Genomic DNA, 17,685 nt, shown 5'->3' with positions numbered 1-17,685 from the left:
GCCGCCCGGCCGCATCCACTCGTCGCGGGTACGCCGCGCCGCTGCGGGCCGCGGGCGGGGGAGTGGTAACGGTCGGGCGGCCGCCCGGGTGGCCCGCGTCTGTGGACGAGCGGCCCGGCCCGGGCCGCCCGCGGGGCACGATGCCGGGGTGATCGCTGACCGGCCCCGCGTGCCCGCGGTCCAGGCCGTGCGCGAGCTGGGTGATGTGGCCTGCTGGGCGGACCTCCGGCCTGCCGTGACCCGCCACTCGCTGCGGGAGGCGGTCCGCCGAGGTGAGCTGACGCGCTGCGATCGCGGCCGCTACCGCGTGGCCGAGGCGGACGAGGCACTCGTGGTCGCACGCCGCATCGGCGGTGTCGCCTCACACCTCAGCGCTGCCGTGCTCCACGGCTGGGAGGTGGCCCGCCCGCCGACGGACGCCTGGTTCACGGTGCCGCGGGGCAGCCGGCGGCGCGAGGTCTGGACGCCGCACACCTACCGCGCCGACCTGGGCGACGAACCGGGCGACGTGACCCGTCCGCTGCGCACCGTCCTCGACTGCGCGCGGCGCCTGCCGTTCGAGGAGGCCCTCACCGTGGCGGACTCCGCGCTGCGGCACGGCGACGTCGAGCCCCTCGAGCTGCGGATCGCGACCCAGCGCGTGGGTGGCCGCGGCGCCGGGCAGCTGCGTCGCGTCGCGGCCCACGCCGACGGCCGCGCCGCGAACCCCTTCGAGTCGGTCCTGCGGGCCCACGCCCTCGAGGCGGGACTCGACGCGGTCGCCCAGCTCGCCGTACGGGTCGAGGGGCGGGTGCTGCACCCCGACGTCGGGGACGCGGGACGACGGCTGGCCGTCGAGGCGGAGTCGTGGGCCTACCACGGCGACGCCGAGGCGTTCCGCTCCGACTGCTGGCGCCACACGGTGCTCGCCGTGGCGGGATGGCGGGTGTTGCGCTTCACCTGGCAGCAGGTGATGCACGACGGCGCCTGGGTCCGCCGCTGCCTCGCCGCGTTCGCCTGAGCCTGCCCGCCCGCCCGGCCGCATCCACTCCTCGCGGGTACGCCGCGCCGCTGCGGGCCGCGGGCGGGGAAGTGGTGACGCGGTGGCGGGCCGGATCAGTCGCCGGTGAACCGCGGCGTGCGCTTCTCCACGAAGGCGCGCATGCCCTCGGCGGCGTCGCTGGTGCGGAAGAGCGCGAGCTGGCCGAGGTTCTCGCGGTCGAGCGCGCTCTCCAGCTGGGTCAGGGTCGCCGCGTTGACCGCCTTCTTGGTGGCGGTCAGGGCCAGTGGCGGCCCGGCGAGCAGCGCCGCGACGACCCGGTCGACCTCGGCGTCGAGCGCGTCCGGCTCGACGAGGTGGCTGACGAGACCGGCGGCGTGGGCCTCGGCGGCGGGGAGCCGTTCGCCCAGCAGCGTCATCCGCATGGCTCGAGCGCGCCCGACCGCGGCGGCCACGGTGGCCGTCGAGCCGCCGTCGGGCATGAGGCCGATGCGGGTGAACGTCAGCGCGAACGACGCCGCGCTGGAGACGACCTGCAGGTCGCTGGCCAGCGCGAGCGAGCAGCCGACGCCCGCGGCGACGCCGTTGACCGCCGCCACCACGGGCTTGTCGAGCGCCACGACGGCGCGCACGAGCCGGTTGGCGCGCTCCATCGCCTGGTCGTCGAACGTGTCGAGGGGCGAGTCGCCCTCCAGAGCCGCGCCCGAGCAGAACGCGCGGCCGCGGCCGGCGAGCACGACGGCGCGCACGTCGCTGCGGCCGTAGCAGCGCTCGAGCGTCACCGCGCAGGCCTCGATCATCGGGCCGTCGAGCGCGTTGAAGCGCTCCGGGCGGTCGAGCACGACCCGCAGCAGCCCGGCGTCGAGGGTGACCTCGACGCCGGGCGCGGTGGTCGCGAAGGCGGGCGTCTCAGACAAGCTGCGCCCCGCCGTCACGCATCGCGGCGTACGCGGCCTCGGTGCTCTCCGGCGCGACGCCGACGGCGAGGTGCGTGAGCACCCGCACCGTGAAGCCCTCGCCCAGTGCGTCGAGCACGGTGGCGCGCACGCAGTGGTCGGAGGCGATGCCGCAGACGTCGACCTCGTCGACGCCGCGCTCGCGCAGCCACGCCGCGAGCGACGAGCCGTCGGAGGCCGAGCCCTCGAAGCCCGAGTACGCCGCCTCGAACTCGCCCTTGAGGAAGACCGCCTCGATCGCGGAGGTGTCGAGCGCGGGGTGGAACTCCTCGCCCGGCGTGCCGACCTCGCAGTGCACGGGCCAGGAGTCGACGAAGTCGGGGTCCTCCGACCAGTGGGCGCCCGGGTCCACGTGGTGGTCCTTCGTGGCGACGACGTGGGCGTAGTCGTGCGGGCCGGCGAGCAGCGCGCTCACCTCCGCGGCGACGCGGGCCCCGCCGGCGACGGCGAGCGAGCCGCCCTCGCAGAAGTCGTTCTGGACGTCGACGACGATCAGTGCGCGGGTCATGGGGTCAGCCTCTCAGGTGCGTGGTGCCGGGTGGGTGGGTCAGTTCTCGTAGACGGTCGGCACGACCGGCTCGCCGCGGGCCATCGACCGCGCCGCCATCGGCAGCTCGGCGCGGGCCGCTCGGTGCCGGGCGCGGGCGTCGTCGAGGCTCTCGCGGCCGACGACCTCGCCGGCGGTGACGAGCGGGCGGTGCAGCGGGCGGTCGGCCGTGCCGGGCTCGGGCGTGGGCGTGCGGTCGACACCGATGACCTCGGCGACCGCGACCCCCTCCGCGAGGCGGCGCACGGGCTGCTTCTCGCCGCCGACCGAGGCCTTGTTCGCGCTGCGCTTCGCGACGGGCTGCATCCGGCCGTCCGCGTCCTCGCGGGCGACGAGCTTGTAGACGAACGCGCTCGTGGGGTGGCCCGAGCCGGTCACGAGGCGGGTGCCCACGCCGTACCCGTCGACGGGCGCAGCGGCCAGCGCCGCGATCGCGTGCTCGTCCAGGTCGCTGGTGACGATGATCCGCGTGCCCGTGGCGCCGAGGGAGTCGAGCTGGCGGCGCACGTCCTGCGCCAGCAGGCCGAGGTCGCCCGAGTCGAGGCGCACCGCGCCCAGCTCGGGGCCCGCCACCTCGACGGCGAGGCGCACGGCCTCGGCCACGTCGTACGTGTCGACGAGCAGCGAGGTGCCGACGCCGAGGCTGGTCACCTGGGCGCGGAACGCGTCCTCCTCCGTGTCGTGCAGCAGCGTGAAGGCGTGCGCGCTGGTGCCGGTCGAGGGCACGCCGTACCGGGCACGGGCCGCGAGGTTGCTCGTCGCGTCGAAGCCTGCGACGTACGCCGCCCGCGCCGCGGCGACCGCGGCCTCCTCGTGGGTACGGCGCGAGCCCATGTCGATGCAGGGGCGCCCGTCGGCGGCGAAGGTCATCCGCGACGCGGCGCTGGCGATGGCCGAGTCGTGGTTGTAGATCGACAGCAGCACGGTCTCGAGCAGCACGGCCTCGGCGAAGGTCGACTCGACGACGACCAGGGGTGAGCCCGGGAAGTAGACCTCGCCCTCGCCGTAGCCCCGCACGTCGCCCGAGAACCGGTAGTCGGCGAGCCAGGCCAGCGTCGTGTCGTCGACGACGCGGGCGTCGGAGAGCACCCCCAGGGTGGCGTCGTCGAAGCGGAACCGCTCGATCGCGTCGAGCGCGCGGTCCACGCCGGCGACGACGCCGTAGCGCCGCCCCTCCGGCAGCTTGCGGCCGAACAGCTCGAAGACCGAGCGGCGCCGGGCGGTGCCGGACGCGAGGGCCGCCTGCAGCATCGTCAGCTCGTAGTGGTCCGTGAGGAGCGCCGTCGAGCCCGACTGAGTAATAGTCATGCTGACAATATAAACGGGACCGGGCGGAAGGGCAAGGGGTACGGCGCACGCGGCCGGATCGGGCCGGTCGGGCCGGTCGGGGCGTCGCCGGGTCTGTGCCACGATGGGGACGTGTCTGCCGCCAGCCCCGTCGAGGTCGAGCCGACGCTCGTCCCCGAGGAGTCGTCCTTCCCGGCGACGCCCTGGGTCACGATCGTCTGGGACGACCCGGTCAACCTGATGAGCTACGTGACCTACGTCTTCCAGAAGTACTTCGGCTACTCCAAGGCGCACTCGGAGCAGCTGATGCTCGAGGTGCACAACGACGGGAAGAGCGTCGTGTCCACGGGGTCCCGGGAGGCGATGGAGCGCGACGTGCAGGCCCTCCACGAGTACGGGCTGTGGGCCACGATGGAGCGCGCCGAGTGAGCGGCTTCACCCGCCACCGCCGCAGCCGTCGCATCATCGCCACCTTCACCGGGTTCGAGGCGGACCTGCTGCGCTCGCTGGCCGGGCAGCTCGTCGAGCTGCTGCGCAACGAGGCCGCCGTGCCCCGCGACGACCTCGACCCGCTCAAGGCGATGCTCGACTTCACCGGTCCCACCGTGGCCCCGGAGGACCCGGTGCTCGCCCGGCTGTTCCCCACGGCGTACCCCGGCGACGAGGAGGCGGCGGGCGAGTTCCGGCGCTACACCGAGGGCGGGCTGCGCGACGGCAAGACGGCCGCCGCCTGCCGGATCATCGAGGACCTCGAGGAGGCGGGCCTGCCCGACGAGCTCACCGAGGACGGTCTGATGATCGACGTCGAGCTCGACGAGCCCGTCGCCGAGACGTGGATGCGCTCCTTCACCGACATCCGCCTCGCGCTCGCGACCCGGCTCGGCATCGAGGACGGCGACGAGGCCCGGTGGATGGCCCTGCCCGACGACGACCCGCGGGCGCAGGCGCACGACATCTTCGAGTGGGTCGGCTACCTCCAGGAGACCCTGGTGGGGGCCCTCACCCGCTGACCGCGGCGCGTTCGACACGCTCGGGCCCGCGTGCTCGAATGGAGGGCATGCGTGCTCAGCGATCGATCTCGGTGACGGTGCTCGCCCTGGCCCTCGCGCCCCTCGCCGCCTGCGGGGGCGGCAGCGAGGAGGACGCCGACGGCGGGTCCTCCAGCTCCACGACCCCGGCCGACGGCGGGTCGTCGACCGCGACCGAGGAGCCCACCAGCAGCGAGCCGCCCGTCGTCGTGCCGCCCGAGACCGTCTCCACCGGCGAGCCGCTGCCCGGCGTCGAGGGCGCCGCGTGCCCCGCGTCCGTCACGCTCGAGGGCGCCGTCAGCGCCGCCTGGGAGAACGAGGGCGCGGTCTCGCCGCAGGGTGACTACGGCCCCACCACCACCTACCAGACCACGTCGCCGGACGGGTACGTCCTGACCGTGTACGCCGCCGGCGAGGGCTTCGACGCGGGCGTCATCGTCGACACCGGCAGCGGCTCCTTCGTCTCCGCGCCCGGCGAGCCCGGCCTCGTCGCCCAGCCCGACGGCACCGGCGTCGAGGTCGAGGCGGAGCTCATCCAGATGGAGGTGCCGGACGAGACGGTCACCGTGACCGCGTCGTTCGCCTGCGGCTGAGGGGCTCGAACGGTTGGTGGCGGGTTCCCCGGTGCACCGGGGAACCCGCCACTTCCGGTGCCAAGCTTTCACCCGGAAGCGGCGGGTTCGGTCCGCCGCCCTCGCCCCGGGCCGCGATCCGTCTGGGAGGATGACGGCGTGCCCATCCCCGACTTCATCGTCGCGCTGCGCCGCAAGGTCGGCACCGACGAGCTCTGGCTCCCCGCCGCCACCGCCGTCGTCACCCGCCCGGCCCCGGACGGGCCGTCGGGCGCGGTCGAGCTGCTGCTCGTGCGCCGCGCCGACAACGGCGCCTGGACCCCGGTGACGGGGATCGTCGACCCCGGCGAGGAGCCGGCGGTGGCCGCCCGGCGCGAGGCGCTCGAGGAGGCCGGCGTGACGATCCGCGTCGACCGGCTCGCGTCCGTCGCGACGACCGACCTCGTGACCTACCCGAACGGCGACCGCACCCGCTACCTCGACCACACCTTCGCCTGCACGTGGCTCGAGGGCGAGGCGCACGTCGCCGACGACGAGTCGAGCGAGGTGGGCTGGTTCACCCTCGACGCCCTCCCGCCGCTGAGCGCCGAGATGCGGGGGCGCATCGACGCGGCCCTGGCCGACGAGGTCGCCGCCCGCTTCGTGCGCTGATGGCACTGGTGGTCCGCGACCTCGACCGGTCGGACCCCCGCGACGTCACGGCGCTGGCAGCCCTCCTCGCCTCGGTCCCGGACTTCTCGCAGCGCGTCTCCGGCCGCCCGCCGGCACCGGACGACGCCGCGGACGCGCTGACCGCGGCGCCCCCCGGCGTACCGGCCGAGCGGAAGCACGCGATCGGCCTGTGGGACGCCACGGACCCGGGACGGCTGCTCGGGTTCGCCGACCTGCTGCGGGGCTGGCCCTCGCCGGAGAGCGCCCACCTCGGGCTGCTCGTCACCGACGGCCGCCTGCACGGCGGCGGCCTCGGGCGGCACACCTTCGACGCCGTGCTGGCGCGGGTCCGCGACTGGCCGGAGGTGACGCGCCTCCAGCTCGCGGTCGTCGCGACAAACGCGGCCGCGGCCGGCCCGTTCTGGGGGCGCCTCGGGTTCCGACCGACCGGGCGGACCGCGCCGTACTCCTCCGGGTCGGTGCGCAGCACCAAGGAGGTCTGGGCCGCGCGGGTCGTCGACCTCTAGCCGCTAGTGGGCCAGCTTCAGCCCCACGACGCCGCCGACGATCATCACGAGGAACAGCGCCTTCGCGAGCGAGAAGGGCTCGGTCCCCGTCGCCATCGCCCAGACGACGGTGAGGGTGGCGCCGATGCCCACCCACACGGCGTACGCCGTACCCACGGGCAGGTCGCGCATCGCGAGCGCGAGACCGGCCATGGACGCGACGAGCGCGCCGCCGAACACGACGGTGGGCACGAGGCGGGTGAAGCCCTCCGAGCGACCGAGGGCGGTCGCCCACACGGCCTCGAGGACACCGGAGACGACGAGCAGGAACCAGGACACGACAGGCCTCCACGGGCCGTCTTGTCGTCGACCGGGTACGGCGCCCCTCGTCCGGGAGCCCGACGTGGCGCGGGCTCGCCCTCCACGGTGGCACACCCCGCGACGCGGTTCCAGCGGTGGTGACGCACCTGACCGGACCGCGCGGCCCGCCGACCACCCGCCCGCCGACCGGCTCAGTACCCCGCGAACGAGTCCGTGCGCACCTTCCGCGCCCGGCGCCGCAGGCCGCCCGCGACGGCGGTGACCATCGCGGGGGGACCGGAGACGTACGCCGTCCGCTCGCCGAGGTCGGGCACCGCGTCCACGACGACGTCGGCGGTCAGGAACGCCGACGGCAGGTGCCGCCACCCCGGCGGGAGGTCGGCGGGGGCGCCGGGCGCGACCAGGACGACGGGTACGCCCGCGGCGACGAGCTCGTCGCGGTAGGCCACGTCGTCGGCGTCGGGCACGCCGAGCACGAGCACGGCGTCGAGCCCCTCGGCCTCCGGCGAGCGCAGCCACGACAGGAACGGCGTGATGCCGATGCCACCGGCGACCAGCACGACCGGGCCGGGCCGGCGGGGCAGGACGAAGTCGCCACCGACGCCCGTCGCGCCGAGCACCGCGCCCGGCTCGAGCGCCAGCAGCGCCTTCTTGTACGACGACGACGGCTCCGGCACGCGCAGCGCCACGGCCAGCTCGGGGTCGTCGCTGGGCGAGACGATGCTGAACACGCGGCGCACCCCGCGCCGGTCGGAGCCGCGGTGGGGAAGGGCGAGCTCGACGTACTGCCCCGGGCGGAACCGCACCGGACGACGGGGCGCGAAGCGCAGCTCCCACACCTCGGCGCCCACCCGGCGCGTGCCGGTGTGGCGCAGGCGCACGCCACCGCGCTGGCCGAGCACGAACGCGACGGCGCCGGAGGCCAGCAGCGCCAGCTCGGCCGTCGACTCGAAGACCCACAGGTCGACCGGCTGGGGCAGCAGGATCGTCTGGAACTGCGGCCAGGCGAAGACGAACGCCGCCAGCGCCGCCACACCGAGACGCTGGGCGCGCCGCGGCGGGAGGGTCAGCGGCTCGCTCAGCATGAAGCCGGCGAGGAAGATCGCGGGCGAGGACACGACGTACTGCTCCAGCGCCGTGCCCGCGCCGAGGTCGGTGGAGTTGAGCAGTCCGAGCACGACGAGCACACCGGCGAGGGCCACGAACAGCAGCCCCAGGTCGAGGCGACGGGTGCGCCACAGCACGACGAGCGCGGCGAGCACGAGCGGCACCAGCGCGGGCTCGTTCGCGATCCACCACGTCGTGTAGACGCGGTGCGCCGGGTCGACCGACGCCAGCTCCTGCACGACGAGCACGAGCACGACGCCCGCGGCGGCCGGGTTGAGCACGTGGCGCCCGCGCACGGCGAGGAGGTACTTCGACGCGTTCGCCAGCACCGCGGTCGCCGCCAGCCAGGCGAGCTGCGCCGTGTCGGTGGTGGGCCAGTAGAGGAACCACAGCAGCAGACCGGTGATGACGGCGGACTCGGTGTGGGCCCGCACGCGGAACGCCAGCCCGAGCAGCGCGTTCGCGACCACCGACACCCCGACCAGCACGACGAGGGTCAGCGCCATGGCCTCGAGCCGGAACACGCTCGGCAGCAGGGAGCGCGTGATCGCCAGGAAGAACGAGACGAGCACGAGGGCGCCGAGCGCGAGCGAGACGACGCGGTACATCGGCACCCGCCCGAGGGCGGCGTCGACGCGCGCGAGGGGGGAGCCGCCGGTGCGCGGGGCGGGCGCCGAGGTGGTGGACGAGCTCATGCGAAGACCTCTCCGGGGAAGTCGGGGGAGTGGTGGACGCGCGTGCCGGTGGGCGTGCGGTCCAGGCGGACGAAGGTCGCGCCCAGGTCGGCCGCGAGGGCCGTCGCGGCGTCGGGCGGGACGAGGAACAGGGCGGTGGCCAGGCCGTCGGCGACCAGCGCCGAGCCCGCGACCACCCAGGTGGCGAGCACGTCGGTGACGGGCACACCCGTGCGCGCGTCGAGCACGTGGTGCACGCCGTCGGCCCACGTACGACGGTTGGTCGCCGACGCGCACAGGGCCCGGGCGCCGGGGGTGCCGGGCAGGTCGGCGACGCCGACGGCGTACCCCGGCCGCAGCGGGTGCTCCAGGGCCACCCGGAGCGACGCACCGCCGGGGGCCACGCGGTGCACGAGGTCGCCGCTGGCGTCGACCGTCACCGTGCCCGTCGCGCCCTCGGCCCGCTGGACGGCCTCGACCTCGTCGGCCACGAGGTCGGCCAGGTAGCCCTTGCCGGCCGCGCCGACGTCGAGCACGAACGGCTCGGTGGTCACCAGGTACGGCGGCTCCCACCGCACCTGCCCCCAGTCGACCGCGCCGCGGTGGCCCGGGCGCGGTCGCAGCGAGTACGACGCGTCGTACCCCAGGTGCTCGAGCCCGTCGCCGACGGCGGGGCTCATCGCGCCGTCGGTCGCGGCGTGGAGCGCGTCGTACAGCCGCACGAGCGGGTCGGCGTCGTCGGGCAGCCGGTGCCGGCCGGGGCCCGCGCGGAGGGCGTCGACGACCGAGCCGGCCCGGAAGCGTGACCAGTCCCGGTCGAAGGCGTCGACGCGCAGCGCCACGGCGCGGCGGGCCGCCGGGGTCAGCGGCACGGCGGCGTCGACCTGCCAGCGGGTGCCGATCGCCTCGAAGGACCACGACGGCACGGCAGCCGCCGGGTCCGGCGAGGCGGTCGGGGCGCCCACGCTCAGGCCTGCGCCTCGGTGAGGATCTGCTCGATCGCGGCGTTGAACCCGCCGCTCGTCAGGGAGGAGCCGGCGACCTTCGAGACCTCCAGGCCGTCGATGGGCTGGCCGACCACCTCGTCGGCGATCCCGTCGGCGAACTGCGACTGGTACTGCACCGAGTTGCCGCTCTCGGCCTGCGGGGTGACGGTCACGTCGGTGACGGTGCCCGCGGCGTCGAGGGTGAGCTCCACGCCGACGGACTGCTCGCCGCCGGGGGTGCTGTAGCTGCCCTCGGCCTCGTAGGTGCCGGCGGTCCACGCGCCCGTCGCGGCGCCGGCGTCGGTGCCGGCGTCGGTGCCGGCCGAGCTGTCGGTGGTCGCGTCCGTGGTCGCGTCCGTCGTCGCCTCCTGCGAGGAGCTGCCGGAGGAGTCGGAGGCGTCGTCGTACTGGCCGACGCCGCAGGCGGTCGCGAGGGCGAGGGCGGGCAGCGTCGCCGCGGTGAGCAGCCAGCGGCGGGCGGGGGAGAGCGAGGACATGGGGTTCTCCTGGTCCGAGAGGCGGATCGGCCGGGTGCTTGTAGGTCCCAACCGACGGTTGTAGGTGCAACTGTTCCGATGCAACCCGATGGGGCCGCCGGGCGCCAGGGGTGAGGGTGCCCTCACCGGAAGTTCACAGGTTCGCGGGGCGCCCCGCACAGGTGGTCGGCCCGGGCTCCTAGCATCGTCCGCGACCGGGCGCCGCCGTGGCGCCCGGACCACGAGGGGGAACCGATGGCCACGCTCGCCACCACCAGCTTCCAGTCCGCCGCGCCGCCGCAGGCGGTGCTCGCCGCCGTCCACCGCGTCATCGCCGAGCAGCGCTACGCGCCCGGTCCCGTCAGCCCCGACGGCTCCCAGGTGCTGTTCCGCACCCGCAAGTCCGTCCTCAGCTGGGAGCTGGACGTGCAGGTCACCGTCGTGCCGACCCCCGGCGGCTCGCAGGTCGACGTGGCCCTCGACACGGCGCCGGGCCGGCCCAAGGCCCTCCTCGACGGCCGGAAGAACCGCAAGTCCGCGCAGCGCATCGCCGACGAGATCAGCGCCGCGATCGGCTGAGCCCCGGCCTACCTGAGCCCCGGCCCAGCCCCGGTCGGGGCTCAGTCGGCCAGCGCCAGTGCGTCCGCGACCCGCGCGACCTCGGCCCGGTCGGCGTCGCCGAGGCCCTGCAGTGGCCGCGGCAGCGCGGGCGCGGTCACGAGCCCGAGGTGCTCGGCCAGCGCCGCGGTGACCCGCAGGCTGCCGTGGGTCGCGAAGAGCTCCCACAGCGGTGCGAGGCGAGCGGCGCCGGCCTCGGCCGTCGCCACGTCCCCGGCGCGGGCCGCCCGGGTCAGCGCCACCGCGAGCCGCGGCAGCAGCCCGCCGACGACGGAGTACCAGGCGTCGCAGCCGGCGAGCAGCCCCGCCACGCCCAGGGCGTCGCCCGAGACGCCGATGGTCACGTGGTCGGGCAGCAGGGCCCGCAGCGCGTCGACGCGGGCCCGTGCCTGCCCCGGGTCGGTCGGCACGCCCGGGATCTTGACCGAGCCGACCTGCGGCAGCGCCGCCACCGCGGCGAGCAGGTCGTCGCCGAACACGAAGCGCGTCGTCGTCGGGTTGTCGTAGACGACGAGCGGCACCGACAGCCCGGCGGTGACGTCGGTGTAGAGGCCGAGCACGTCGTCGTCCGTCAGTGGCTGGTAGGAGACCGGGGCGAGGAGGACCGCGCTGGCCCCCGCCTCCTGCGCGTCGTCCGCGAGCCTCCGCGCCCAGGACGTCCGCAGCGCCCCCACACCGACCACGACCGGCGTGCCGCCGGCCGCCTCGACGGCGGCGCGCGCGACCCGGCGCCGCTCGTCGCGGTCGAGGTAGGCGTAGGAGCCGGTCGAGCCCAGGACGGCGACCGTGTCGACCTCCGCCGCCACCGCGCGCTCGACGAGGCGGCGCAGCGCGGCCAGGTCGAGGGCGTCGTCGCGCACGGGGGAGAGGGGGAAGGCGCCGAGTCCGGTCAGGGTGCTCACCCGCCCATCCTGCCCGCACCCGACCCCGCCGGTCCGCATGGTGGCGGCGGCGGGCGGGCGGTGGGCGGCGCCGTACCCTGGGCCGCGTGCTGAGGATCGACCGCGCGACGCGCGACGCCATCGTCGCCCACGCCAAGCGGGACCACCCCGACGAGGCCTGCGGCGTCGTCGCCGGACCCGTCGGGTCCGACCGGCCCGAGCGCCTGGTGGAGATGGTGAACGCCGCGGGCAGCCCGACGTTCTACGAGTTCGACTCGCTCGACCTGCTCGCGCTCTACCGCGAGATGGACGACCGCGACGAGGAGCCGGTGGTCGTCTACCACTCCCACACGGCGACCGAGGCCTACCCCAGCCGCACCGACATCGGGCTCGCCAGCGAGCCCGGCGCGCACTACGTGCTCGTCAGCACCCGGGAGCACGGGAACAACGAGGGACCTGTGGAGTTCAGGTCCTACAGAATCGTCGACGGCGAGGTGACCGAGGAAGAGGTCGACGTCGTCGAGCAGCTACCAGCCCCGACAGTCCCCGAAAGTGGAGAGTGAACCAGATGGCCATCGAGGTGCGGATCCCGACGATCCTGCGGACCTACACCAACGGTGAGAAGGCCGTGTCCGCCAACGGCGACACCCTCGCCGCGCTCATCGACGACCTCGAGGCGAACCACCCGGGCATCCGGGGCCGCCTCGTCGACGGTGACGGCGACGACGCCGACCTGCGTCGCTTCGTGAACGTCTACATCAACGACGAGGACGTGCGCTTCATCGGCGGCCTCGAGGCCGGCCTGTCCGACGGCGACCAGGTCGTCGTGCTGCCGGCCGTCGCCGGCGGCTGCTGACCCACCCAGCACCACCCAGCACCACCCCGCGCCACCCAGCACCATCCCGCACCGCCCGAGGGGGCCGTCGGACCACACGGTCCGGCGGCCCCTCGGCGTACCGGCCCGGGTGCGTAGAGTGCCGCCCATGACCGAGCCGGTGACGCCGCAGCGGCGCACGTTCGTCCTCGTCGACGGCGAGAACATCGACGCCACGCTGGGCAACTCGCTCCTGGGCCGTCGCCCGACGCCCGAGGAGCGGCCGCGCTGGGAGCGCGTGACGGCGTACGCCGAGCAGCTGTGGGACCAGCCGGTCACCGGTCTGTTCTTCCTCAACGCGAGCGGCGGCTCGCTGCCGAGCGCCTTCGTGCAGGCGCTGCTGGCGCTCGGCTACCGCCCCGTCCCGCTGGCCGGCCGCGGCGACCAGAAGGTCGTCGACCTCGGTATCCAGCGGACGCTGCAGGCGGTGCTGGCCCACGACGCCGACGTGCTGCTCGTCAGCCACGACGGCGACTTCCTCGACGACCTGCGCCCGCTCGTCGAGCACCCGGACCGCCGCGTGGGCCTGTTGGCGCTGCGGGAGTACGCGAACGCCGGCTTCACCTCGATGGGCGTGCGCATCCACGACCTCGAGGACGACGTCCGCGCCTTCAACGTGCCGCTCCCGCGCGTGCGGATCATCCCGCTGGAGGAGTTCGACCCGGAGCTGTTCCTGCGGTGATGGGAGGATGGCGGCCATGCGCTACGACGACCTGGTCGCCTCCGTCGGCAACACCCCGCTCGTGGGTCTGCCGCGCCTCTCGCCGAGCCCCGACGTGCGCATCTGGGCGAAGCTGGAGGACCGCAACCCGACCGGCTCGATCAAGGACCGCCCGGCGCTGAGGATGATCGAGCAGGCGGAGGCCGACGGCCTGCTGCGCCCCGGCTGCACGATCCTCGAGCCGACGTCGGGCAACACCGGCATCTCGCTGGCCATGGCGGCGAAGCTCAAGGGCTACCGCATCGTCTGCGTCATGCCGGAGAACACCTCGCAGGAGCGCCGCCAGCTGCTGCGCATGTGGGGTGCGGAGATCTACTCCTCGCCCGCCGCGGGCGGCTCCAACGAGGCGGTGCGGGTGGCGAAGGGGATGGCCGAGGAGCACCCCGACTGGGTGATGCTCTACCAGTACGGCAACCCCGCCAACGCGCTCGCGCACGAGGAGGGCACCGGCCCCGAGATCCTCGCCGACCTCCCCGAGATCACCCACTTCGTCGCCGGTCTCGGCACGACCGGCACCCTCATGGGGGTCTCCCGCTTCTTCCGCCGGGCCAAGCCCGACGTGCGGATCGTGGCCGCGGAGCCGCGCTACGGCGAGCTGGTCTACGGCCTGCGCAACCTCGACGAGGGCTTCGTGCCCGAGCTGTACGACGCCGACCTCATCGACGCCCGCTTCTCGGTCGGCCCCCGCGACGCCGTGCGCCGGGTGCGCGAGCTGCTCGAGCTGGAGGGCATCTTCGCCGGCGTCTCGACGGGCGCGATCCTGCACGCCGCGCTGGGCCAGGCGGCCAAGGCCGTGAAGGCCGGGGAACGTGCTGACATCGCCTTCGTCGTGTGCGACGGTGGGTGGAAGTACCTGTCGACCGGGGCCTACGAGGGCACGGTCGACGAGGCAGAGGACCGTCTGGAGGGGCAGCTGTGGGCGTGAACGGGGCGCGCGTGCGCAGAGGGCGTCTCGGCGCCTGGCTGGTGACGGCCGTGGCCGGGCTCGGTCTGGCCGTCGTGCCACCCGCGGGGGCGAGCGGTGCGCCGACGCTGCCGTCCGCCGTACCGGGGGTGCAGGCGGCCGCGCCCACCCTGACCCCGGAGGGGCCCGACACGATCCGCGGCGCCGCCCGCTACGAGGGCACGCTGACCGCCGTCGTCGCCTGGCGCACGCCGCGCGCCACCAGCGGGCAGGTGCAGTGGCACCGCGACTACACCCCGATCCCGGGCGCGACGGGCTCGACGTACCGGGTCACGCACGAGGACGTCGGCCACCGGATCCGGTACGTCGTGACGGTCGGCCGCGCGGGCTACGCCTCGTCGCGCCACCTCTCGCAGCCCACGCCCGTCGTCGGCGACGCGACCCCGCGGCGCCGCACGGTGACCTACGACGTGCGCGTCGACGGGTCCATCCCCGGGTTCCGCGTCGAGGAGTTCGGCGTGCAGTCGGGCGAGACCCTCGCCGACCCCCGCGGCTGGCGCGCCGGCGGCACCCACTTCCAGCGCACGGCCAGCGGTGCGCGCTCGAGCTTCACCCTGGTGCTCGCCACCGCGGACCGGCTGCCGCGCTACTCCGGCGAGTGCAGCACGCAGTGGAGCTGCCGCGTGGGGCGCAACGTGATCATCAACTACACGCGCTGGATGGAGGCGTCGCCGTCGTGGAACGCCGCCCGCGGCACGCTGCGCGACTACCGCCACATGGTGGTCAACCACGAGGTCGGCCACTTCCTGGGGCGCGGGCACGTCGGCTGCTCGGCGCCGGGCAACCGGGCGCCGGTGATGATGCAGCAGTCGAAGGGGCTGGACGGCTGCCGCTTCAACCCCTGGCCGCTGCCGGGCGAGCGCTGAGCCGGAGGCGTCGGGGTGGGGGCGCGGGACGCGTCTCACGGCCGTGAGAGTGACGACACCGCCGCTGCGTCGCTTCACGTGCTCGTAACCCCTAGATTGACCCGTTGTGGTGGACGACCTCGCCGACGCACCGATCGGCATCTTCGACTCCGGCTTCGGCGGGCTGACCGTCGCGCGCTCGGTCATCGACCAGCTGCCCCACGAGTCGATCGTCTACCTCGGTGACACCGCCCGTCAGCCCTACGGCCCGAAGCCGATCGGCGAGGTCCGCGAGTACGCGCTGGAGTGCCTCGACCACCTCGTCGCCCGCGGCGTCAAGGCGCTCGTCATCGCCTGCAACTCAGCGAGCGCCGCGATGCTGCGCGACGCGCGGGAGCGGTACGACGTGCCCGTCGTCGAGGTCATCTACCCGGCCACCCGCCGCGCCGTCGCGGCCACCCGCACGGGGCGGATCGGCGTGATCTGCACGCAGGCGACCGCCACGTCGATGGCCTACGACGACGCGTTCGCGGCCGCCCCCCAGGTCGAGCTGGTCACCCAGGCCTGCCCGCGCTTCGTCGAGTTCGTCGAGCGGGGCGTCACCTCGGGCCCCGAGCTGCTCGAGGCCGCGCACTCCTACCTCGACCCGCTCATCGCCGCCGACGTCGACACCCTCGTGCTGGGCTGCACGCACTACCCGCTGCTGACGGGCGTCATCTCCTACGTCATGGGCGACGGGGTGACCCTGGTGAGCAGCGCCGAGGAGAGCGCGAAGGCGGTCTACCAGATGCTCGCCACGGGCGGTCTCATGCGGGCCGCGGGCGAGGCGACGTACGAGTTCGTCACCACGGGCGAGCCCGGCGAGTTCGAGCGCATCGGCCGGCGCTTCCTCGGCCCCGAGCTCGTGTTCGCGAGCCAGTTCGCGGGAGGTCCGGCATGAGGCTCACGATCGTCGGCTGCGCCGGCTCCTACCCGGGGCCCACCTCGCCCGCGAGCTGCTACCTGCTCGAGGCCGAGGGCCCGGACGGCGACGGCGGTACGCGCACGTGGCGGATCCTGCTCGACCTGGGCAACGGCGCGCTCGGGGCGCTGCACAACCACGCCGACCCGCTGGCCGTCGACGCGGTCTTCGTGAGCCACCTGCACCCCGACCACTGCCTCGACCTGTGCGGCTACTACGTGCTGCGCAAGTACCACCCCGCCGGCCCGCAGCCGCGCATCCCCGTGTGGGGACCGGAGGGCGCGGCGGACCGCATGGCGCGGGCGTACGACCTGCCGCTCGACCCGGGCATGCGCGAGGAGTTCGACTTCCGCGAGTACGCCGTGGAGCGGCGCGCGATCGAGGTCGGCCCGTTCAGCGTGCAGCCGTTCGAGGTGTTCCACCCGGTGCCGGCCTACGCGCTGCGCGTGAGCGCCGGCGGGCGGACGCTGACGTACTCCGGCGACACCGCCCCGTGCCTCGGCCTCGACCGCGCCGCCGCCGGCGTCGACCTGCTGCTGGCCGAGGCCGCATTCCGGGCGCGGGACGAGAACGCGCCCGGCGTGCACCTCACCGGCACCGACGCGGGCGACCTCGCCACGCGCGGCGCCGTCGGTCGGCTCGTCCTCACCCACGTCCCCGCCTGGTTCGACCCGCAGGACGCCCGCACCGAGGCCGTGGCCCGGTACGACGGCCCCACCTCCGTCGCCGTCGCGGGCGCCGTCTACGACGTCTGAGCGGCGAGCCGGCGCCCCACGGCGTACCGCACCGCCAGTAGCACGCCCGTCACCCCGATCGTCGGCCAGTCCTGCTGGGCGGTGAGCCGCAGCAGCGCGGCGGCGATCAGCAGGTCCACCAGCAGGGCGGTGGCGTCGCCGAGGCGCCGGGTGGTGACCACGCCCAGCAGCCCGGTGACGACGGCCGCGGCCGACGTCAGCGCCGCGGCCCCGAGGAGCACGGCCGTCACGGGGGCGGCGCCCCGACCTCTTCCTGCTCCTCGCGGATCTCGCGGGCGAGGAAGAAGTTGAGCGCGGTCCGGATCGCGGCGACGGCGGCGAGCTGACCGAGCTCCTCGAACGACGGCGCGATGGCGGTGCGCAGCACGTCGGAGGCGAGCTGGAACTCCAGCCCCAGGGCGAGGAACCGGCCGAGGGTCAGCCGCACCCGCGTGAACTCGCGCGGGTTGCGGTGGGGCAGCACACGCAGGAACTGCACGACCGCGATGACGGCGCCGATGAAGATGACGGCGGCGCCCGCGGCCTCCACCAGCCGCACGAGCGTGTCGACGGCGGTGCGCAGGTGTTCCTCGGGCAGGAGGTCGATGGCGGCGGGGCTCACCTCGCGCCGGTACCCACGCGCGGTCGTGGTGGCCGCGCGGGGCCCGGTGGTCGAGGTGGCCGCGCGGGGCCCGGTGGTCGAGGTGGCCGCGCTAGCGGCCCTCGAAACCACGCCGTACGCCGCGCGGTGGTTGAGGTGGCCGCGCTGGCCGCCCGGTGGTTGAGGTGGCCGCGCTGGCCGGTCGGTGGTTGAGGTGGCCGCGCTAGCTGTGATGTCCAGGGACGTTGGTCAGCCTGGTGATGGGTGGTTGGCCGCCGATGGCGGTGTGGGGCCGGTGGTGATTGTAGAAGTGCAGCCAGGTCTCGAGGGTGTCGTCGCGTTGCTGGGTTGAGGGGTAGTGGCGGGCGTAGGCCCAGCCGTCGGCGAGGGTGCGGT

At 74.9% G+C, this 17,685-nt stretch carries 25 protein-coding genes and 1 riboswitch; of the genes, 14 read left to right on the top strand and 11 right to left on the bottom strand.

The window, feature by feature from the left end; genetic code table 11:
- Positions 1-148: 148 nt before the first annotated feature.
- Positions 149-1,000: a hypothetical protein gene (locus INN71_RS15090; RefSeq protein ID WP_277500569.1), complete on the top strand. Its 852-nt coding sequence runs from the start codon at positions 149-151 to the stop codon at positions 998-1,000.
- Between the two features lie 95 nt (positions 1,001-1,095).
- Here INN71_RS15090 and INN71_RS15085 read toward each other — a convergent pair whose 3' ends face one another.
- Genes INN71_RS15085 through INN71_RS15075 form a run of 3 tightly spaced genes read right to left on the bottom strand, consistent with a single transcriptional unit; the run spans position 1,096 to position 3,790 of the window.
- Positions 1,096-1,896 carry an enoyl-CoA hydratase-related protein gene (locus tag INN71_RS15085; RefSeq protein ID WP_277500570.1) on the bottom strand — a complete coding sequence of 267 codons (801 nt, stop codon included), beginning with the start codon at positions 1,894-1,896 and terminating at the stop codon, positions 1,096-1,098.
- Positions 1,889-2,443, bottom strand: a complete 555-nt coding sequence (locus tag INN71_RS15080) for an isochorismatase family protein (RefSeq protein WP_301801004.1) — start codon at positions 2,441-2,443, stop codon at positions 1,889-1,891. The genes INN71_RS15085 and INN71_RS15080 overlap by 8 nt, the downstream gene beginning before the upstream one ends.
- A gap of 39 nt (positions 2,444-2,482) precedes the next feature.
- Positions 2,483-3,790, bottom strand: a complete 1,308-nt coding sequence (locus INN71_RS15075; protein WP_301801002.1) for a nicotinate phosphoribosyltransferase — start codon at positions 3,788-3,790, stop codon at positions 2,483-2,485.
- Positions 3,791-3,901: 111 nt separating this feature from the next.
- Here INN71_RS15075 and clpS point away from each other — a divergent pair, with 111 nt between their 5' ends.
- The 5 genes from clpS (at position 3,902) to INN71_RS15050 (ending at position 6,547) form a co-directional block, all read left to right on the top strand.
- Positions 3,902-4,198, top strand: a complete 297-nt coding sequence (clpS, locus tag INN71_RS15070) for an ATP-dependent Clp protease adapter ClpS (protein ID WP_301801001.1) — start codon at positions 3,902-3,904, stop codon at positions 4,196-4,198.
- A complete protein-coding gene (locus INN71_RS15065; protein WP_301801000.1) occupies positions 4,195-4,779 on the top strand; it encodes a DUF2017 domain-containing protein in 585 nt (194 codons plus the stop codon). Before clpS ends, INN71_RS15065 begins: the two co-directional genes overlap by 4 nt.
- 47 nt (positions 4,780-4,826) lie before the next feature.
- The gene (locus INN71_RS15060) at positions 4,827-5,390 is read left to right on the top strand and encodes a hypothetical protein (RefSeq protein WP_301800998.1); all 564 of its coding nucleotides are present in this window, start codon (positions 4,827-4,829) and stop codon (positions 5,388-5,390) included.
- Between the two features lie 138 nt (positions 5,391-5,528).
- On the top strand, positions 5,529-6,020 hold the full coding sequence (locus INN71_RS15055; protein WP_301800997.1) for an NUDIX domain-containing protein: 492 nt from the start codon (positions 5,529-5,531) through the stop codon (positions 6,018-6,020).
- Complete coding sequence (locus INN71_RS15050) at positions 6,020-6,547, top strand: GNAT family N-acetyltransferase (RefSeq protein WP_301800995.1); 528 nt, start codon at positions 6,020-6,022, stop codon at positions 6,545-6,547. The genes INN71_RS15055 and INN71_RS15050 overlap by 1 nt, the downstream gene beginning before the upstream one ends.
- 3 nt (positions 6,548-6,550) lie before the next feature.
- On the opposite strand, the gene INN71_RS15045 is transcribed toward INN71_RS15050, so the two are convergent.
- The 4 genes from INN71_RS15045 to INN71_RS15030 all read right to left on the bottom strand — a co-directional run bounded on the left by INN71_RS15045 (position 6,551) and on the right by INN71_RS15030 (position 10,111).
- On the bottom strand, positions 6,551-6,865 hold the full coding sequence (locus tag INN71_RS15045) for a multidrug efflux SMR transporter (protein ID WP_301800993.1): 315 nt from the start codon (positions 6,863-6,865) through the stop codon (positions 6,551-6,553).
- Positions 6,866-6,875: 10 nt separating this feature from the next.
- Positions 6,876-6,945, bottom strand: a riboswitch (guanidine-III (ykkC-III) riboswitch).
- 93 nt (positions 6,946-7,038) lie between these two features.
- The gene (locus tag INN71_RS15040) at positions 7,039-8,649 is read right to left on the bottom strand and encodes an FAD-dependent oxidoreductase (protein ID WP_301800991.1); all 1,611 of its coding nucleotides are present in this window, start codon (positions 8,647-8,649) and stop codon (positions 7,039-7,041) included.
- Positions 8,646-9,593, bottom strand: coding sequence for an FAD:protein FMN transferase (locus tag INN71_RS15035; RefSeq protein WP_301800988.1), 948 nt, complete (start codon positions 9,591-9,593; stop codon positions 8,646-8,648). Before INN71_RS15035 ends, INN71_RS15040 begins: the two co-directional genes overlap by 4 nt.
- Before the next feature lie 2 nt (positions 9,594-9,595).
- Complete coding sequence (locus INN71_RS15030) at positions 9,596-10,111, bottom strand: FMN-binding protein (RefSeq protein ID WP_301800987.1); 516 nt, start codon at positions 10,109-10,111, stop codon at positions 9,596-9,598.
- Between the two features lie 234 nt (positions 10,112-10,345).
- Between INN71_RS15030 and INN71_RS15025 the strand changes: the two genes are divergently transcribed.
- Positions 10,346-10,669, top strand: coding sequence for a hypothetical protein (locus INN71_RS15025; RefSeq protein WP_301800986.1), 324 nt, complete (start codon positions 10,346-10,348; stop codon positions 10,667-10,669).
- Positions 10,670-10,710: 41 nt separating this feature from the next.
- Here INN71_RS15025 and INN71_RS15020 read toward each other — a convergent pair whose 3' ends face one another.
- Entirely contained in the window at positions 10,711-11,610 is a 900-nt protein-coding gene (locus INN71_RS15020; protein ID WP_301800983.1) for a dihydrodipicolinate synthase family protein, read from the bottom strand.
- Between the two features lie 86 nt (positions 11,611-11,696).
- Between INN71_RS15020 and INN71_RS15015 the strand changes: the two genes are divergently transcribed.
- The 7 genes from INN71_RS15015 to INN71_RS14985 all read left to right on the top strand — a co-directional run bounded on the left by INN71_RS15015 (position 11,697) and on the right by INN71_RS14985 (position 16,709).
- Positions 11,697-12,152 (top strand): M67 family metallopeptidase, encoded by a 456-nt coding sequence (locus tag INN71_RS15015; protein WP_277500586.1) that lies wholly within the window; start codon positions 11,697-11,699, stop codon positions 12,150-12,152.
- Positions 12,153-12,157: 5 nt separating this feature from the next.
- Positions 12,158-12,445, top strand: coding sequence for a MoaD/ThiS family protein (locus INN71_RS15010; RefSeq protein WP_277500587.1), 288 nt, complete (start codon positions 12,158-12,160; stop codon positions 12,443-12,445).
- Between the two features lie 127 nt (positions 12,446-12,572).
- Positions 12,573-13,145: an NYN domain-containing protein gene (locus INN71_RS15005; RefSeq protein WP_277500588.1), complete on the top strand. Its 573-nt coding sequence runs from the start codon at positions 12,573-12,575 to the stop codon at positions 13,143-13,145.
- 16 nt (positions 13,146-13,161) lie between these two features.
- The gene (locus INN71_RS15000; protein ID WP_277500589.1) at positions 13,162-14,109 is read left to right on the top strand and encodes a PLP-dependent cysteine synthase family protein; all 948 of its coding nucleotides are present in this window, start codon (positions 13,162-13,164) and stop codon (positions 14,107-14,109) included.
- An 11-nt stretch (positions 14,110-14,120) separates the two neighbouring features.
- Positions 14,121-15,014 (top strand): DUF3152 domain-containing protein, encoded by an 894-nt coding sequence (locus INN71_RS14995; RefSeq protein WP_301800980.1) that lies wholly within the window; start codon positions 14,121-14,123, stop codon positions 15,012-15,014.
- A gap of 106 nt (positions 15,015-15,120) precedes the next feature.
- The gene (murI, locus tag INN71_RS14990) at positions 15,121-15,933 is read left to right on the top strand and encodes a glutamate racemase (protein WP_277500591.1); all 813 of its coding nucleotides are present in this window, start codon (positions 15,121-15,123) and stop codon (positions 15,931-15,933) included.
- Complete coding sequence (locus INN71_RS14985; protein ID WP_277500592.1) at positions 15,930-16,709, top strand: MBL fold metallo-hydrolase; 780 nt, start codon at positions 15,930-15,932, stop codon at positions 16,707-16,709. Before murI ends, INN71_RS14985 begins: the two co-directional genes overlap by 4 nt.
- Here the strand turns inward: INN71_RS14985 and INN71_RS14980 are convergent.
- From INN71_RS14980 to INN71_RS14970, 3 genes are all read right to left on the bottom strand, one after another.
- Complete coding sequence (locus INN71_RS14980; protein ID WP_277500593.1) at positions 16,697-16,939, bottom strand: hypothetical protein; 243 nt, start codon at positions 16,937-16,939, stop codon at positions 16,697-16,699. The two genes, INN71_RS14985 and INN71_RS14980, sit on opposite strands and share 13 nt — an antisense overlap.
- Positions 16,936-17,310 carry a DUF1622 domain-containing protein gene (locus INN71_RS14975; RefSeq protein WP_277500595.1) on the bottom strand — a complete coding sequence of 125 codons (375 nt, stop codon included), beginning with the start codon at positions 17,308-17,310 and terminating at the stop codon, positions 16,936-16,938. The genes INN71_RS14980 and INN71_RS14975 overlap by 4 nt, the downstream gene beginning before the upstream one ends.
- A 202-nt stretch (positions 17,311-17,512) precedes the next feature.
- Positions 17,513-17,685: integrase core domain-containing protein (locus tag INN71_RS14970; protein ID WP_277497804.1), on the bottom strand; the 173-nt coding region annotated here is incomplete at its 5' end.

The organism is Nocardioides sp. ChNu-153 (assembly GCF_030466625.1).
Taxonomy (GTDB): domain Bacteria; phylum Actinomycetota; class Actinomycetes; order Propionibacteriales; family Nocardioidaceae; genus Nocardioides.
The sequence above is the reverse complement of the archived record's forward strand: the minus strand, read 5'-3'. Positions and strand labels throughout refer to the sequence as shown.

Excerpts from the sequence above, each read along its gene's own strand:
- INN71_RS15080 (WP_301801004.1), bottom strand. The coding sequence starts at position 2,443 with ATGACCCGCGCACTGATCGTCGTCGACGTCCAGAACGACTTCTGCGAG.
- INN71_RS15050 (WP_301800995.1), top strand. The coding sequence starts at position 6,020 with ATGGCACTGGTGGTCCGCGACCTCGACCGGTCGGACCCCCGCGACGTC.
- INN71_RS15075 (WP_301801002.1), bottom strand. The coding sequence starts at position 3,790 with ATGACTATTACTCAGTCGGGCTCGACGGCGCTCCTCACGGACCACTAC.
- INN71_RS15000 (WP_277500589.1), top strand. The coding sequence starts at position 13,162 with ATGCGCTACGACGACCTGGTCGCCTCCGTCGGCAACACCCCGCTCGTG.
- INN71_RS15025 (WP_301800986.1), top strand. The coding sequence starts at position 10,346 with ATGGCCACGCTCGCCACCACCAGCTTCCAGTCCGCCGCGCCGCCGCAG.
- INN71_RS15005 (WP_277500588.1), top strand. The coding sequence starts at position 12,573 with ATGACCGAGCCGGTGACGCCGCAGCGGCGCACGTTCGTCCTCGTCGAC.
- INN71_RS14985 (WP_277500592.1), top strand. The coding sequence starts at position 15,930 with ATGAGGCTCACGATCGTCGGCTGCGCCGGCTCCTACCCGGGGCCCACC.
- INN71_RS15030 (WP_301800987.1), bottom strand. The coding sequence starts at position 10,111 with ATGTCCTCGCTCTCCCCCGCCCGCCGCTGGCTGCTCACCGCGGCGACG.
- INN71_RS15040 (WP_301800991.1), bottom strand. The coding sequence starts at position 8,649 with ATGAGCTCGTCCACCACCTCGGCGCCCGCCCCGCGCACCGGCGGCTCC.
- INN71_RS15010 (WP_277500587.1), top strand. The coding sequence starts at position 12,158 with ATGGCCATCGAGGTGCGGATCCCGACGATCCTGCGGACCTACACCAAC.
- INN71_RS15060 (WP_301800998.1), top strand. The coding sequence starts at position 4,827 with ATGCGTGCTCAGCGATCGATCTCGGTGACGGTGCTCGCCCTGGCCCTC.